Origin of the sequence: Pelagibacterium limicola (assembly GCF_015694405.1) — a bacterium.
In the GTDB taxonomy this organism is placed as follows: Bacteria; Pseudomonadota; Alphaproteobacteria; order Rhizobiales; family Devosiaceae; genus Pelagibacterium; species Pelagibacterium limicola.
The window spans coordinates 205,235-221,232 of the sequence record NZ_JADQDB010000003.1; the positions used below are offsets into that span (position 1 = coordinate 205,235).

The following is a 15,998-nucleotide window of genomic DNA, read 5'->3' on the forward strand; positions in this document are numbered from 1 at the left end:
GATGCTACGCTATGTGATCAAGCGCGTTCTCTACATGATCCCGACATTGTTCGGGATTTCGCTGATCGCGTTCCTCATCATCCAGCTTCCGCCGGGCGACTACGTCACCTCCATGGTCGCCTCGATGCAGGATTCCGGGCGGGCGATCGATCCTGCGGAAATCGCCAGATTGCGGACGCTCTACGGGTTCGACGACCCATTCTATGTCCAATACTGGAAGTGGATGTCGGGTATTCTCTTCCGGGGTGATTTCGGCCACTCATTCGAATGGAACCGTCCCGTCGCCGACTTGATCTGGGAACGCATGGGCTCGACGCTGGGGCTATCACTGGCTGCGTTGCTATTCGTGTGGGCGGTGGCGCTGCCCATCGGCATCTACTCCGCCGTCCGCCGCCACTCTGTCGGCGACTATTTCTTCACGTTCCTCGGTTTCATCGGGCTCGCAATCCCCAACTTCATCCTGGCGTTGACGCTGATGTACGTGTCCTACCGCTATCTCGGCCAGTCGGTGGGCGGATTGTTCTCTCCCCAATATGTCGATGCCCCCTGGAGTTGGGACAAGTTCGTCGATCTGCTGGCCCACGTTTGGATCCCCATTGTCGTCATCGGCACGGCAGGGACGGCGGGCCTCATTCGCATCCTGCGCGCCAATCTGTCCGACGAGCTTAACAAGCCCTACGTCATCACCGCCAAGGCCAAGGGGCTACCCGAGCACAAGGTGGTGCTCAAATATCCGGTCCGCATTGCGCTCAATCCTTTTGTTTCGGCAATCGGCTGGGTGCTTCCCGAGTTGATCTCGGGGGTGACGATCACCGCGATCGTGCTCAATCTGCCTACTGCGGGGCCATTGCTTTTGCGCGCACTGGTGAGCCAGGACATGTACCTCGCGGGCAGCTTCATTCTGCTGATGGGCGTCCTCACGCTGATCGGGATGCTGGTTTCCGACATCCTGCTGGCCCTGCTAGACCCCAGAATCCGGTACCGCTGATGCGCACGCACGCCGACCTCACGAGCCCCATCGAAACCGGCCCCGCGATCAGCCCGCTAAAGCCGGGCCTGACGATGGGATCTTTGGAAGCCGCTGGTCAATGGACCCTCATCTGGCACAAGTTTGTACGCAACAAACTGGCTGTCGCCTCAGGCATCCTGATCGTCATCTTCTTTCTGATCGGCCTGTTCGCCGAATTCCTCGCTCCGGGCCTGCCGGGAACGTCCCGGCCCCAATATACCTATGCTCCACCCCAGACCATCGGGCTGTTCATCGAGGATGCGGCCGGAAACCGGACATTTCAGCCGCATGTAAAGGGCTACTCGATCGAGATCGACCCTGTGGCGCTACGCCGGACTTTCGTTGTGGACGACGAAGCAATCGTGCCCATCGCCTTTTTCGTCGGCGGCGCGTCATACAGGATGTGGGGGCTATTCGAAATGGATCTGCACCTCATCGGCCCGGTGAACCCCAGCGATCCTATGTATCTCCTGGGCACCGACCGGTTGGGGCGCGACCTGTTGAGCCGGCTGATCTACGGAACGCGGGTATCGATGTCGATCGGGCTCATCGGCGTAATCTTCAGCCTTTGCCTGGGCGTGACTCTCGGAAGCCTCGCGGGGTTCTATGGGGGCTGGGTCGATAGCGCGGTGCAACGCACCATCGAAGTCATCTCGTCGATGCCCACCATCCCGCTCTGGCTTGGGTTGGCAGCGGCAATCCCGCTCGCATGGAGCCCATTGCAGGTCTATTTCGTCATCACCTTGATCGTTTCGCTGTTCGGATGGACAGGGCTGGCGCGGGAGGTGCGCGGGCGCTTCTATGCCTTGCGGGGGGAGGATTTCGTTACCGCAGCCCGGCTCGACGGATCGAGCGAGCGGCGTCTGATCTTCTGTCATATCCTGCCTTCGCTCACAAGCCACATTCTTGCCGTTGTCACGCTCGCCGTGCCCACGATGATCGTCGCCGAGACTGCACTGAGTTTTCTCGGCATCGGATTAAAGGCACCCGTGGTGAGTTGGGGCGTTTTGCTGCAGGAGGCGCAAAACGTCCGCACTATCGCGACGGCGCCATGGTTGCTGGCCTGGCCGGCCGGGGCCGTGATCGTCGTGGTCTTGGCCTATAACTTCCTTGGGGACGGGATGCGCGATGCAGCCGACCCCTACGAGTCGTGAAGGGGCCGGCATGAGCGAAAATCCCGATACCGTACTCTCGGTCGAAAATCTCAGTATCGATTTCCACCTGCGCACGAGCATTCTCCATGCTGTCCGCGATGTGAGCTTCAGTCTCAAACGCGGCAAGACGCTCGCACTTGTGGGCGAAAGCGGATCCGGCAAGAGCGTCACGGCGCGCGCATTGTTGCGGATCATCGATCGCAATGGCGCGATTTCAAGCGGGCGCATTTTGCTGCGGGGCGCGGGACAGCCCGAAATCGACATCGTGCCACTCACGGAGCGGTCAACCGATTTGCTGCGCATCCGCGGAGGACGCATCGGTCTCATCTTCCAGGAGCCAATGTCTTCGCTTTCCCCCGTCCACACAATCGGCAGCCAGATCACTGAGGCCCTGCGCCTGCACCGAAAGATGGACAAGAAGCAGGCGCGCGCCGAGACTATCGAATTGCTGCGGCAGGTCGAAATCCCCGATCCCGACAAGATGCTCGACCGCTACACTTTTGAGTTTTCGGGCGGGATGCGCCAGCGCGCCATGATCGCAATGGCCCTGGCGGCAGATCCTGAAATTCTCATCGCGGACGAGCCCACGACCGCGCTCGACGTGACCACACAGGCCGAAATCCTCGACCTCATCAAGCGACTACAGGAAAGCCGGGGGATGGCCATGCTGCTCATCACCCACGATATGGGCGTCGTCGCCGAAGTGGCCGACGAAGTGGCCGTGATGCATTACGGCCGGATCGTCGAGCGCGGAGACGTGGATTCGATTTTTCACGGTGCCCAGCATGGCTATACCAAACGCCTGCTGGCCTCGACGGTTAAACTCGAGCAAAGCCGGGCGCACGAAGGCGCGGACGCCGCAGCCCGCCAGCCGATTCTGAGCGTAAGGAATCTGACCAAGACGTTCGGCGGGAGCGGCGGCTGGTTCGGGGGCAATGACTATGCGATCAAGGCCGTCAACGACGTGAGCTTCGACCTCTTCCCCGGCGAAAACCTCGGAATCGTTGGAGAGAGCGGCTCGGGCAAAACAACACTGGGTCGGTTGATTCTGCGTACCGTGGAGCCCTCGTCCGGATCGGTCGTCTACCGGGACCGGGCGGGTACCGAAACCGAGGTCACAGCACTTGGCAAGCGCGCACTGCGCGGGTTTCACCGCGACGTAAGGTTGGTGTTCCAGGATCCGTTCGCCTCGCTCAACCCACGCATGACGGTCAAGCAGATTGTCGGGGACCCACTTGTCGTGGGCGGCATCGCATCGGGAGCGGAACTGGACCGGCGCGTGGGAGACCTGCTGGAACTCGTTGGTCTGGACCCGATGTCGAGGGAGCGCTATCCGCACGCCTTCTCGGGTGGACAGCGCCAGCGCATCGGCATCGCTCGCGCTCTGGCGCTCGAGCCGCGCATCGTCATCGCCGACGAGGCAACGGCAGCGCTCGACGTTTCGATCCGGGCCCAAATTCTCGATCTTTTGCTCGACATCCAGAAGCGGCTGGGCCTCAGCTTCGTCTTCATTTCGCACGACATTTCCGTTGTGCGCTACTTCTGCGACCGGGTTGCGGTGATGCACCGAGGCAAAGTCGTAGAACTGGGCCCGGCCGAACAGATCTGCAACGATCCGCAGGAGCCCTATACCAGGAGCCTTATTTCCGCTGTCCCCAATCCCGATCCGCGCCACAAGCGGATGATGCATCGCACCAGGTTCATTGCGTAAAGGATTTTCTCCCCGTGCCCCGCTTTTCCGTAAATCTTTCGTTCTTCTACACCGACCGCCCCTTCCTTGACCGTTTCGCGGCGGCGGCCAGGGACGGGTTTATGGCGGTGGAGTATGTCGAGCCCTACCAGGAAGACGCGGAAACGATAGCCGCGCGTCTTGCCGAAAACAGGCTCGAACAAGCGCTGTTCAACCTGCCGCCGGGCGACTGGGCAGGTGGAGAGCGCGGCATCGGCTGCCTGCCTGACCGGGTGGAAGAATTCCGGGCGGGCGTCGATACCGCCATTCGCTATGCGCGAGCACTGGGCTGCAAGAAGATCAATTGTCTTGCGGGAATAGCGCCCAAGGGCATCGAAACGAGTGTTCTCGAACGCACGCTGATCGAAAACCTCAGATACGCGGCGCCACGTCTGGCGGATGCCGGTATGAAGCTGCTGCTCGAGCCGATCAATCTGCGCGATATTCCCGGCTTTTTCCTCTCGCATACCGACCATGCCGAGGCGATCCTCGAAGCTGTCGGTTCTGACAATCTCTATCTCCAGTATGACGTCTACCACACGCAAGTGATGCAGGGTGACCTCATCGCCACTCTGGAACGCCTGTTCTCACGGATCGCGCATGTCCAGATCGCCGATAATCCCGGCCGGCATGAACCTGGAACCGGCGAGATCAACTACGCCAATGTTTTCGCTGCCCTCGACCGGCTCGGTTATGACGGATGGGTCGGTTGCGAATACAAGCCAACCCCTGCCGGGCTCGGCTGGATGCAGCCCTATATCTAGGAGGAAGTCGCCATGAATGTCGGATTTATAGGACTCGGGGTCATGGGCCGCCCAATGGCCGGGCACCTGATCGACAAGGGACACACCGTTTACCTCCACCGTGTCAAACCGGTATCGCAATTCCTGGTGGATAAGGGCGGCGTCGCTGCGCTGTCGGCGCAAGAGGTTGCGGAAAAGTCCGATGTCGTCATCCTCATGGTCCCCGATACGCCGGATGTCGAGGCGGTGCTGTTCGGGGAACATGGCGTATCCGCAGGACTTTCTGCCGGAAAGCTCGTCATCGACATGAGTTCGATTTCGCCGGTCGCTACCAAGGAGTTTGCAGCCCGTATCAAGGCGTTGGGATGTGCCTATCTCGATGCGCCGGTCTCTGGCGGCGAGGTTGGTGCCAAGAACGCGGCGCTGACCATCATGGCCGGCGGAGCCAAAAGCGATTTCGAGCGCGCACGGCCGCTGTTCGAAGCAATGGGCAAGAGCATCACGCTCGTCGGTGATGTCGGGGCGGGACAAATCGCAAAGGTCGCCAATCAGATCATCGTGGGGCTGACGATCCAGGCCGTGGCCGAAGCGCTCACATTTGCGCGGAAGGCCGGAGCCGATCCAGCGCGCGTACGCGAAGCCCTGATGGGTGGTTTTGCCTCCTCGCGTATCCTCGAAGTGCACGGGCAACGCATGGTCGACGGCACCTACGATCCCGGCTTTCGCATTCACCTGCATCGTAAGGATTTGAGCCTTGCCGTCGATGCTGCAAAGGCTCTCGACCTGAGCCTGCCCACTACGGCGGCGACCCAGCAGCTTATGAATGCGGCCATCGCGATGGGCGATGGCGATCTGGACCATTCCGGCCTGATCCGAACCTTGGAGGCACTCGCCGGCCTGAGACGCTAATCCATCACGTTGCATTCATTAACGGCGGTCATCCGACCGCCGGACGATACCGCTTTGTCCAAAGGACCTCCGATGCCGACCGACAAGATTCCGCAGATTCCCTTCGGGGCCGTGTATTTCCGCAAGTCGAACCCGCCGCGCGAGGACTGGGATCGCGACTATACGACCGCCGCAGAAGATGGGCTCAACGTATTCAGGCATTGGTTCATGTGGGGCGCTATCGAACGCCGTCCCGGCCATTACGACTGGGACGATTATGACCGGCAGATGGACCTCGCGGCAAAGAACGGGCTCAAGACGATCATTGCGGAGTTGATTCACGCGGTACCGGACTGGGCCGTGCGCCAGTTTGCCCACGCGCGACAAGTGCGCGCCGATGGCACGCCGTTGCGCGCCGACATGGGGGTTTCGGCGGCTGTTGGCGGGTTCGCTCACAATGGCGGCGGCGCAGGGGCGCTGACACTCAACTGCCCTGAGGTGTGCGAGGCGGCGGGCAACTTCCTTTCCGCGCTCGCGAGCCGATACAAGGGACACGACGCGCTACTGGGCTATGACGTCTGGAATGAGTGCAACTATTCCGCAGACGTCGACTATTCGGAGCACACCAAGGTCGTCTATCGCGCGTGGCTCAAAGCCAAGTATGGCGACCTCGAAGCGCTGGCACGCGCGTGGTATCGCTATTCCTATGCCGAATGGGACGATATCGAACCACCCTCACAGATCGCCCCCTACCCCGAAAACCTCGATTGGCTGGCCTTCAAGCGGGACGATTATTACCGTCAGATGCAGTGGCGGATCGACACGATCCGGGCGGTCGATACCGATTGCCTGATCGCCGCCCACGGCATTGCCGGTGCAATTCCCAACATGGTCGCCAACGGGTGCGACGACTGGCTCGCAGCATCAAAGGTCGAAGTCTACGGCATGACCTGGATTCCGGCCCGCAAGGGGGACCAGCAATGGCGCAATTTCTATGGCGCGGACATCACACGGGCGGCTGCGCGCGGTAAGCCGTTCTGGCATGCCGAACGGCAGGGCGGGCCTTTATGGTTGCAACCGCAGGTCGTCGGCCGCGACAAGGACGACGGGCGCATCGCCACGCCGGAGGATATTTGCGTCTGGACCATGACCTCCTTTGCCGCCGGCGCGACTGGTGTGTTGAACCTGCGCTGGCGGCCGCTCCTCGACGGGCCGCTGTTCGGCGCCTTCGGATCTTATGGCATGGATGGCTCGCGCACGCCGCGCTCCGACATGGCTTCAGACATTGCCCGCTGGGCGAATGCGCCCGAGCAAAAGCCGCTGTTTGCCGCACGTCCGGTAAAAGGAGAAATCGGGATTCTCGTTATTCCCGAAGCTCAGGCCTGGGATTATCTGCTCAATCACAACCACGAACCCGAGACCTACGCACACGCCATGTGGGGTGCTTATCGGGGCTTTTTCGACAACGGGTTCCAGCCCGATTGGGTGCATATCGAGGACATCGAGGGTTATGACACCCTCTATGCCCCGTACCCGATCATGCTCACGGGCGAGAATGCCAAGCGGATATCCGACTGGGTCGAGCGGGGAGGAACGCTGATTTCCGAGGCGTGCCCCGGTTATTTCGGAGACCGCGGAAAGGTCGGCACTGTTCAGCCAAACCATGGGCTGGATCGGGTTTTCGGCGTGCGAGAGGCAGACGTCGAGTTCATGCCGGACATCGGAGACCGGATCGCGTTCGATCTCGACGGCGAGCCGGTGGCCGGCGGCGGATTTTTGCAAACCTACGCGCTGGCCGGGGGGCGCGAGCGAGGGCGATTCAACGATGGACGTCTTGCCGCCGTTGAGCACGGCTTCGGAAACGGCCGCACGCTGCTAATCGGAACGCATCCTTCCATCGCCTATTTCCGCACTTCGAGTTCGGAAAATCGCACATATTTCGATGCTCTAGCCTCTTGGGCCGGAAAGGCACGGCACGTGCGGCTCGACAACGTACGTTTGCAGGCACGCCTTCACCGTGGAGAGGACGCGGCCTATCTCTGGCTCATCAATCCCAGTCGCAGCGCGGAAACAACAAGCGTCACGCTTGGCGCATCGGGCACGCCGGCGCTGTTCGGCGAGGTTCATTGGAAGAGCGACGGAACGGTGTTGGGCGAGGGCAAAATGGCTCTGCCGCCGCGTAGCGCGGTTGCCATCAAACTCGAGAACGCGCCGGATAGATAGCGCCACGCTTCTGAGGACGACTTGCGTCGGGCCGGACGAAAACAATCGTCCGGCCGGACTCTCGGATAGACAGCCCTTGGCCGAGGGGACCTTAACCCCGCGCCGCCCAGTTCAGGCCACGCCTGAGAATGGTCTTCATCTCCGGCACCGCGAATTCGCTCGCCACATGCCCCAGGGAGGAAAAGAACACCCTGCCCTTCCCGTAGCGCCGCTTCCAGACCACTGGCATCGTGACGCCATCGATCCATTCGGCGTGTTCACCGGTAAAGGTCGTGGTGGCCAGTACCTCGTTGGAGGGGTCGACGTGCATGTAGTACTGTTCCGACCGATATGGAAAGCGTGAGATGCCTTCCATGATCGGATCTTCCGGCTCGGTCACATCGACGTGGTAATCGATTACATTTCCCGGATGCGCCACCCACTGGCCACCGCACATGAACTGGTACTCGGGCTCCTGCCGGAAAGCGTCGCCCATACCGCCGTGATATCCGCCGATGCCCGACCCGTTGCGGACAGCATCCAGGAGATTGGCAAGTTCTTCCTTTTGAATGGGAAGCATGGTCAGGATTGGTACGATCAGGTCGAAAGCGCCCAGGTTCTCGTCCGCAAATGCCGCGGTCCCCTGGCGCACGCTCACGTCGAAACCATCCTCGGCGAGAAAATCGCGAACGATGGCAGCGCCCTGTTCAGGCTCGTGACCATCCCAGCCGCCCCAAGCGACAAGTGCCTTGCGCATATTGTATTCCTCCTCCCGGGTGCGTATGCCCCGTCCTCTATGTCCGGAGCCTGTAGCCGGTCCTGAATATCCATGCAACGATGATGAGCGCGACGGCAAGGAAAGCCAGTGTCATGGCAAGGCTTATGCCGATATGGACATCCGACGCATCGTAGAATGCCCAACGGAATCCGCTCACGAGATAGACCACGGGGTTGAACAGCGAGATCGTCTGCCACAGCGGAGGGAGCATGGTGATCGAATAGAACGTCCCGCCCAGGAACGCCAGGGGCGTCACGATGAGCAGAGGGAACAGCTGGAGCTTCTCAAACCCGTCTGCCCATATGCCGATGATGAAGCCCAGCAGCGAGAACGTCACGGCAGTCAGGATGAGGAAAACCAGCATCCAGACCGGATGCGCGATGTTGAGATCGACAAACAATGCCGCCGTTGCGAGCATGATCAAGGCGAGGATCACCGACTTGGTCGCTGCAGCGCCAACAAAGGCGATCACGGTCTCGACGTGCGAGATGGGTGCCGAAAGGATTTCATAAATCGTGCCCGCGAATTTCGGAAAATAGATGCCGAACGATGCGTTGGAGATCGATTGCTGCAAGAGTGCGAGCATGATGAGGCCCGGCACGATGAATGCGCCGTAGCTGACGCCTTCAACCGCCTCGATGCGCGACCCGATGGCGGCGCCGAAGACGACGAAATAAAGCGAGGTCGAGACGACCGGCGAAATGATCGACTGAAGGATAGTCCGCCACCAGCGTGCCATTTCGAAAGTATAGATTGCCTTGATTGCGTAGAAATTCATGCCCGGTCCCTCAGCAAACCGATGAAGATGTCCTCGAGCGAACTCTGGGACGTGCTCAAATCCTTGACGCTCAACCCTTCGGCGCTCACCGCTGCCATGAGGGTGGCGATGCCTGTCCGGTCGGCCTGGCTGTCATAAGTATGAATGAGTTCGGTTCCATCACCGTTCAGGCGCAGTCCGATTGCCGTGAGTGTCGCGGGAAGCGTCGCGATCGGCTCCTGGAGCTGAATGGTAAGGTCCTTCTTGCCGAGCTTGGTCATCAACTCGGTTTTTTCCTCCACCAGTATGATCTCGCCTTTGGAAATCACGCCGATCCGGTCGGCCATCTCCTCGGCTTCCTCGATATAGTGGGTTGTCAAAATGATGGTAACACCGCGCTCGCGGAGTTCGCGCACCACCCGCCACATGTCACGGCGCAGTTCGACGTCGACCCCGGCCGTAGGTTCATCGAGAAACAGGATTTCAGGCTCGTGGCTAAGTGCCTTCGCGATCAGAACGCGGCGTTTCATGCCGCCTGAGAGGGTAATCAGCTTCTCGTTGCGCTTGTCCCAAAGCGAGAGGTCCTTCAAGATTTTCTCGATGACCGCATCGTTGCGCGGCTTGCCGAACAGGCCGCGCGTGAACGAGACCGTTGCCCAGACGGTTTCGAATCGATCGCCGGTCAATTCCTGCGGCACAAGCCCAATCAGCGCACGGGACTTGCGGAAGTCGGCGACGACATCGTGGCCGCCGACCAGAATCTGTCCCGAAGTCGGATTGACGAGACCGCAGACGGTGCCGATGAGAGTGGTCTTGCCCGCGCCGTTGGGGCCCAGGAGCGCGAAGATTTCGCCCTTGCGGATATCGAGGCTCACATTCTTGAGCGCCTCGAACCCTGTATCGTATGTCTTGGATAAATTGGATATCGAAACCGCAGCTTCTGCGGCCTGCACGTGCATGTTCATTCTTGTCCGCCCTCCGGCCTTGGCAGCCTATATAGGCCGATACGACGAATTGCCTAGACCGATGCCGACAAAAAAAAGGCCCGCCGAAGCGGGCCCTTTCGAAATTCTGTGGTTCGTCCAGTCGCTTAGCGCTTGGAGAACTGGAAGGAACGCCGGGCCTTGGCACGGCCGTACTTCTTGCGCTCGACCACGCGGCTGTCGCGGGTAAGGAAGCCGCCCTTCTTGAGCACGCCACGCAGTTCAGGCTCGTAGTGCGTGAGCGCCTGCGAGATGCCGTGACGGACGGCACCGGCCTGACCCGAGAGGCCGCCGCCGGCGACCGTAGCGACGACATCGTACTGGTCAACGCGTTCAACGGCGACGATGGGCTGCTGCAGGATCATCTGGAGCACCGGACGGGCGAAGTAGGCAGTGAATTCCTTGCCGTTGACGGTGATTTTGCCCGAACCGGGCTTGACCCAAACGCGGGCAACGGCATCCTTGCGCTTGCCGGTGGCATAGGCACGGCCCTGGGCGTCGATCTTCTGGACGCGCACAGGCGCTTCCGAAGTGACGGTCTGCGTGGCGGCGCCGAGATCTTCGAGGGTGTTGATGGTGGTCTCGGACATATTACTTCACCCTCACATTCTTGGTGTTGAGCGCGGCAACGTCGAGCGTCTCGGGCTTCTGGGCTTCATGGGGATGCTCGGAACCAGCATAAACACGGAGGTTCTTGAGCTGAGCGCGGGTCAGCGGGCCGCCGGGCATCATGCGGCGAACGGCGTTCTCGACGACGCGCTCGGGGAAACGGCCCTCGAGCATCTCACGCATGGTGCGATCCTTGATGCCGCCGGGGTAACCGGTGTGCCAGTAGAAGCGCTTGTCATCGAGCTTCTTGCCGGTGAACTTCACCTTGTCGGCATTGATGACGATGACGTTGTCGCCCATGTCCTGGTTTGGGGTGAAGGTGGGCAGGTGCTTGCCGCGCAGGCGGGTCGCGATGACCGCGGCGAGACGGCCAACGATGAGGCCCTCCGCGTCGATCAGAACCCACTTCTTTTCGATCTCGCCAGCCTTGGCGGAGTAGGTCTTCATTGTTCTTATTCCTTGGGTCGCTCTTTACGGAACAAGCGGCCGGAGCCGGCAGCTTTCCCGGGACATCTCAATTGCGAAACGCCCTTTTCGCGGCGCGTCTTACAGACGTTGCACGCAGGCGTCAAGCATGATTAATTCATCTTTGTTTTTCAACTAGTTATCATTCCGGTATTATAATACCGCTAAAGAACTCTTTTAAGATCAGCAAGATAGGCAATCACCATACCGATCAGCATGAAGGCCAGCGCCTGGTGGCCCAGGGCGAGCGGGATATTGACGACCGTCAGGAGCGTTGCGATGCCCAGAACCACCTGCAGAGCGGTAACCAGGGCGATACGCGGGAACCAGCCGTTCACGCCCCCGAATCCAGGCGATTTGCGCCCGAACCACCACATGAGCGCAACATAAGCGGTTATGAGATAAGCAAGCACGCGGTGATTGAACTGCACCGTCATCACGTTCTCGAAAAAATTGGCCCAGAGCGGCTGCATGGCAAACATGCCTGCGGGGATCAACTGCCCATCCATAAGCGGCCAGGTATTGTGTGACGATCCTGCATCGAGCCCGGCGACGAAGGCGCCCGCGCCGATCTGCACGAAGAGCGCGACCAGCAGACCCCATAGCGCCAATGTCCAACCGGGGGAAGGTTTGGTGCCCGTGATGGGTGGCTCGAGGCTGCGCGCCACCCAGATCAGGGCAAGCCAAAGAACGCACGCGGCCGAAAGGTGCGCGGCGAGACGGTATTGGGAAACCGAGGTCAACTCGCTCAGTCCTGACGAAACCATCCACCAGCCGAGAAAACCCTGAAACCCACCCAACACGAAAAGACCGGCCAAGGGCCAGATCAGCGCCTTCGGGAGGCGCTTTTGCACGAGGAAGATCACGAACGGAATGGCGAAGGCAAAACCGATCATGCGCCCGAGGAAGCGGTGAAGCCATTCCCACCAGAAAATGAGCTTGAACTCCTCTACGCCCATCCAGCCGGCGAATTCCTGCTGATACTGGGGGATTTGCCTGTAAGCCTCAAATTCGGCTTGCCAGTCTGCATCCGAGAGGGGCGGGATGATCCCCGAGACAGGCCGCCAGCTGGTGATCGACAAGCCGGATTCCGTAAGGCGCGTTGCGCCGCCCACGAGCACCATAAGCAGCACCATCGCGGCCAGAACATAGAGCCAGATCCTTACGGGGCGAATACGATCCTGGGCCTCGACGAAATTAGAAGCAGCGGCTGTCACGGCATAACCGGGGTTTGTGGATGAATGCCAATCTGCTAACGAGAGCAGCGCTCGAACACAATAACCCCAATCGCCGCAGGCCTCGACCCCAAGTGACCCAGCGTCAACGCAAAGCTATCGGAACCGTCCTTACCGTGCTGTCGCTCGTCATATGGGCGACCATCGGCATGTGGGTTTACGATTGGTTCCTTGAGGACGCCTCACCAATCTGGCACCTCGTCTTCTTTGTCGGCTTCGGTCTCGCATGGGTGTTCCCCGCAAGAGCAATCATCCTCTGGATGGCCAAGCCGGACGCCTAGCCTCCCGGCCCCTTGTCGCGCTTGGCGATTTGGGTGAACAGCGCGCCGGTCAGGAACACATCGATATAACGCGGATCCTGGAAATTGCCGTTGAGCGAGATGCGCGGCAGAGTGGTGGTGTTTTCCGCATGGTCGGGATAGAGACCGCCGGGAATCGTCGTCACAGCCGATTCAAACCCGGCCTCGCGGGCCAGCCGGTATTCACGTGCTCCCGCCGCCTGCCGACTGCCGATCGGGTACGAAAAGTGGCGAGGCCGTACGCCGAACCTTTCTGCGAGGATATCGGCGGAGGCTGTCATTTCCGTGCGCGCTTCATCTTCAGCGAGCTTTGAAAGTTCGTAATGATGCACGGTGTGAGCACCGATGGTGCAGAGCGGCTCATTGGCGAACGTTCGCAACTCGTCCCAATCCATGATCAGCGCGCGGCAGTGGGCAGGAAGATCGACGCCGTGGGCATCGGCGAGAGCGGTGATTTCCTCGACTCGCTGGCTCTCGGGGATTGTCCGGTAGTACCAGTAGAGTTCCTCATACAGCGCGTTTTTTTGCTCGACCGTCGCCGTGTCCACCTTTCGATCTCCCAAGGAAACGACGAGGTTGGCAGCAATGATGTCCTCAAGCGCCTGCCACCACACCTCCCCCACCCCATCCACCAACGCAGTCGGGACGAAGAGCGTGAAGGGAGCATTGTGCCTGCGCAGCACAGGCAAAGCATGGGTCAGGTTGTCCCGATAGGCGTCGTCAAAGGTGAAAACGACGAACGGCCTGTGCCGCGCGCCCGAACGCAGTCGCGCGAGAGCTTCGTCCATCGTGACGATGTCGAAGCCGGCTGCCCGCGCCTTGACGATTACAGCTTCCAGGAAATCAGGTCTCACCTGCAGGATCGCGTTGGGCGAGAAAGCGGCAGGCGGCTCAGGCAAAACCCTGTGAAGGGTAAAGATCACTCCCCGGCATGCGGAAAACCGCCGGAGCAGCGGCGAGAGGTGCAGGAGCGAGAGCACCTCGAAGGCGGCCTTAAATGCCCGGTATCGCGACACGGCTTCCTCCCGGATATGCTAATGCTCAAGCGACTTCGGACTGCGTGGAACCGCTCGTCGCCATAAGGACCTGAGAAAAGCCCAGCGCATCGATCTCTTTGCGCGTGCTCTCCGCATTGGCGCCCTCGGCCGCGATCAGCACACAAGTGCTCTCCGACCCGGCAAATAACGGCAATGCCGATGTCATGCCAACCTTACCGGTCACCACAACCACCGCTTCGTAAATGTCATCCAGCGCATCGACCAGTGTCGCCGCCCGTTCGGTGTTGCGCTGCAAGGCGGCACCCTGTCCCCATGGCACGAAGGCGAACCGCTGTTCGACACCGCGATGGACGACATCGCCGAAATCGGCCTCCTCGGCGCAAAGATCAGTGAGACCGAGCTCTATTCCCTGCTGGCGGCTGGCAGCATCTATTTCGGCGACGGAGTGTCCATTGTCGATCAGGCGCGCGCTGAGCCGTTCTGCGAAGGACATGCTCTCCTTCCAGCTGTCCAGGGAAGCAATGACCACGCGACGGACGGTGCCGGCCAGTACGGTGGCGACCAGCGACTCCAGTTCAACTTCGGTGCGGCTGGGTGGGGCGCCGGTTATCCGGATCGGTTCGGGTTCCGCCTCTGGTTCGGTTTCAGGAGCAGGCTCCAATTCCGGAGGAAGCGGCTCTGCAAGCGGAGGCGTCTCGAAAGCATCTTCAGCGCGGGGATTCGGCCCAGGGCGTTCAACGAGCGCACGCCCGGAAAGCAATTCGCGAAAGATGATCGTGCCCACTTGCAGCGTCACCGAAACGAAGGCCAGGGCGATGAGAATCAGCGAGGTCTTGGGCGACACAGGTGAAACCGATGGAGCTGCCTGGCTGACGATGCGCACGTCCGGCAACACAGCGGTCGCATCGGTGCGCGCTAGCGCCTCCGAATGGCGGATCAGATAGGCATTGAGGAGATCCCGCTGGGCCGCGGCTTCCCGTTCGAGTTCGGCGAGCGTCACGCCTTCGCGGGTTGCCGATCCCGCCGCCACTTTCGCGCGAGCAAGCTCGTCTTCGAGCGATCGCACCAAATCTGCTTCAATCTGCGCCTGGCGTTCGAGAGCTTCTGCAACACGGCGGCCCTCGGCAGTAATCTGGCTGTTGATCTCGCCGATTTGGGCGTCCAGCGCGCGAATAGTCGGATGGTTGGAGAGCAGGGTGGACGATCGCTGCGCCCGCTCCCCCTGCAAACGCGCCATCTCGTTACTCAGCTGCTGAACCACCGGAGAGGCCTGTACTTCTGTCACGCCACTGACCGACTGCCCCGACTGAAGCAATGAGCGGATGAGTTGCGCGCGGGTTTCTGCAGCGCTGCGTCGCTCGGCAGCGGCGGTGATCTGGGCAGTATAGTTGGAAAGCTGCTGATCGACGATGCTGGTGTTGTTGGCCCCCATGAAGAGATCATTCTGAACGCGGAACTCCGCCACGCGCCGCTCGGCCTCGGCGACGCGGGCGCGCAGCCCGTCGATTTCCTGTTCGAGCCAGGCCGTGGCTTCGCGCGTGTCGGAGATCTGCTGCCCCGCCCGACGGTTGACGTGGACGGTCGCAAACGTGTTGGCAACGCGTGCTGCGAGTTCGGGATCCTGAGATCGGAACGCGACGGAAACGAGCCGGGAATTGCGCTCCTGGGCGACCGTCAGATTGTCGTTGACCGCGTTGATGATTCCCTGCTCGCTCGGCCTCCCGCGGAGCCCGAAAAGCGACAGGATTCCCCCACTCGCTGCAAACTCTGGAACGTCGCGCAAGCCAGTCTCCTCGATCACGGCGACAATCGTGTCGCGCGATTTGATGAGCTCAATCTGGCTGGCGACGGTCGCCTCGTCGACAATGGCTGCGGAACCGAGGGGGTCGTTGGTCGCCCGCGTGAATGCGTTGGAACGCGGCTCGATCAAAAGCCCCGCCGACGACTCGTAGAGCCGCGGCACGAACAACAAGACGGCAAATGTCGCGGCGCACAAGATCAGCGTGACGAGCATGACCCGCACCACGCGCCTGAGCACCGCGGCGACCACGATCCCGATGTCGATACTGGCGTCCCGCTGGTCGGCCGGAGGCGCGGCAATACTCATAACTGGGCCCCTGAGTGAAGCCCCTTTATGGGCGCTGCATGG

15 protein-coding genes are annotated in these 15,998 nt (G+C 60.8%); 7 read left to right on the forward strand and 8 right to left on the reverse strand.

Going from position 1 to position 15,998, the window contains the following annotated elements; all coding sequences use genetic code 11:
• Position 1: 1 nt before the first annotated feature.
• The 6 genes from I2G20_RS07085 (at position 2) to I2G20_RS07110 (ending at position 7,746) form a co-directional block, all read left to right on the forward strand.
• Positions 2-988: an ABC transporter permease gene (locus tag I2G20_RS07085; RefSeq protein WP_196258995.1), complete on the forward strand. Its 987-nt coding sequence runs from the start codon at positions 2-4 to the stop codon at positions 986-988.
• Positions 988-2,163 (forward strand): ABC transporter permease, encoded by a 1,176-nt coding sequence (locus I2G20_RS07090; protein WP_196258996.1) that lies wholly within the window; start codon positions 988-990, stop codon positions 2,161-2,163. The genes I2G20_RS07085 and I2G20_RS07090 overlap by 1 nt, the downstream gene beginning before the upstream one ends.
• A gap of 10 nt (positions 2,164-2,173) precedes the next feature.
• Positions 2,174-3,874: an ABC transporter ATP-binding protein gene (locus I2G20_RS07095; protein WP_196258997.1), complete on the forward strand. Its 1,701-nt coding sequence runs from the start codon at positions 2,174-2,176 to the stop codon at positions 3,872-3,874.
• Between the two features lie 14 nt (positions 3,875-3,888).
• Entirely contained in the window at positions 3,889-4,656 is a 768-nt protein-coding gene (hyi, locus tag I2G20_RS07100) for a hydroxypyruvate isomerase (RefSeq protein WP_196258998.1), read from the forward strand.
• Between the two features lie 12 nt (positions 4,657-4,668).
• Positions 4,669-5,544: a 2-hydroxy-3-oxopropionate reductase gene (locus I2G20_RS07105; RefSeq protein WP_196258999.1), complete on the forward strand. Its 876-nt coding sequence runs from the start codon at positions 4,669-4,671 to the stop codon at positions 5,542-5,544.
• Between the two features lie 72 nt (positions 5,545-5,616).
• Complete coding sequence (locus I2G20_RS07110) at positions 5,617-7,746, forward strand: beta-galactosidase (protein WP_196259000.1); 2,130 nt, start codon at positions 5,617-5,619, stop codon at positions 7,744-7,746.
• Between the two features lie 91 nt (positions 7,747-7,837).
• Here the strand turns inward: I2G20_RS07110 and I2G20_RS07115 are convergent, their stop codons facing one another.
• The 6 genes from I2G20_RS07115 to I2G20_RS07140 all read right to left on the reverse strand — a co-directional run bounded on the left by I2G20_RS07115 (position 7,838) and on the right by I2G20_RS07140 (position 12,534).
• Entirely contained in the window at positions 7,838-8,482 is a 645-nt protein-coding gene (locus I2G20_RS07115; protein WP_196259001.1) for a ThuA domain-containing protein, read from the reverse strand.
• A 37-nt stretch (positions 8,483-8,519) separates the two neighbouring features.
• Entirely contained in the window at positions 8,520-9,281 is a 762-nt protein-coding gene (locus I2G20_RS07120) for an ABC transporter permease (RefSeq protein ID WP_196259002.1), read from the reverse strand.
• On the reverse strand, positions 9,278-10,225 hold the full coding sequence (locus I2G20_RS07125) for an ABC transporter ATP-binding protein (RefSeq protein WP_196259003.1): 948 nt from the start codon (positions 10,223-10,225) through the stop codon (positions 9,278-9,280). The genes I2G20_RS07120 and I2G20_RS07125 overlap by 4 nt, the downstream gene beginning before the upstream one ends.
• 125 nt (positions 10,226-10,350) lie before the next feature.
• The gene (gene rpsI / locus I2G20_RS07130) at positions 10,351-10,833 is read right to left on the reverse strand and encodes a 30S ribosomal protein S9 (RefSeq protein WP_196259004.1); all 483 of its coding nucleotides are present in this window, start codon (positions 10,831-10,833) and stop codon (positions 10,351-10,353) included.
• A gap of 1 nt (position 10,834) precedes the next feature.
• Complete coding sequence (gene rplM, locus I2G20_RS07135; RefSeq protein ID WP_207747567.1) at positions 10,835-11,299, reverse strand: 50S ribosomal protein L13; 465 nt, start codon at positions 11,297-11,299, stop codon at positions 10,835-10,837.
• Between the two features lie 182 nt (positions 11,300-11,481).
• Positions 11,482-12,534 (reverse strand): COX15/CtaA family protein, encoded by a 1,053-nt coding sequence (locus I2G20_RS07140; RefSeq protein WP_343070316.1) that lies wholly within the window; start codon positions 12,532-12,534, stop codon positions 11,482-11,484.
• A 92-nt stretch (positions 12,535-12,626) separates the two neighbouring features.
• On the opposite strand from I2G20_RS07140, the gene I2G20_RS17380 reads away from it, so the two are divergent.
• Positions 12,627-12,833 (forward strand): DUF2842 domain-containing protein, encoded by a 207-nt coding sequence (locus tag I2G20_RS17380; RefSeq protein ID WP_196259005.1) that lies wholly within the window; start codon positions 12,627-12,629, stop codon positions 12,831-12,833.
• Here I2G20_RS17380 and I2G20_RS07150 read toward each other — a convergent pair.
• Positions 12,830-13,867, reverse strand: a complete 1,038-nt coding sequence (locus tag I2G20_RS07150; protein ID WP_196259006.1) for a polysaccharide deacetylase family protein — start codon at positions 13,865-13,867, stop codon at positions 12,830-12,832. The two genes, I2G20_RS17380 and I2G20_RS07150, sit on opposite strands and share 4 nt — an antisense overlap.
• Positions 13,868-13,892: 25 nt before the next feature.
• Complete coding sequence (locus I2G20_RS07155; protein WP_196259007.1) at positions 13,893-15,956, reverse strand: GumC family protein; 2,064 nt, start codon at positions 15,954-15,956, stop codon at positions 13,893-13,895.
• Positions 15,957-15,998 lie beyond the last annotated feature (42 nt).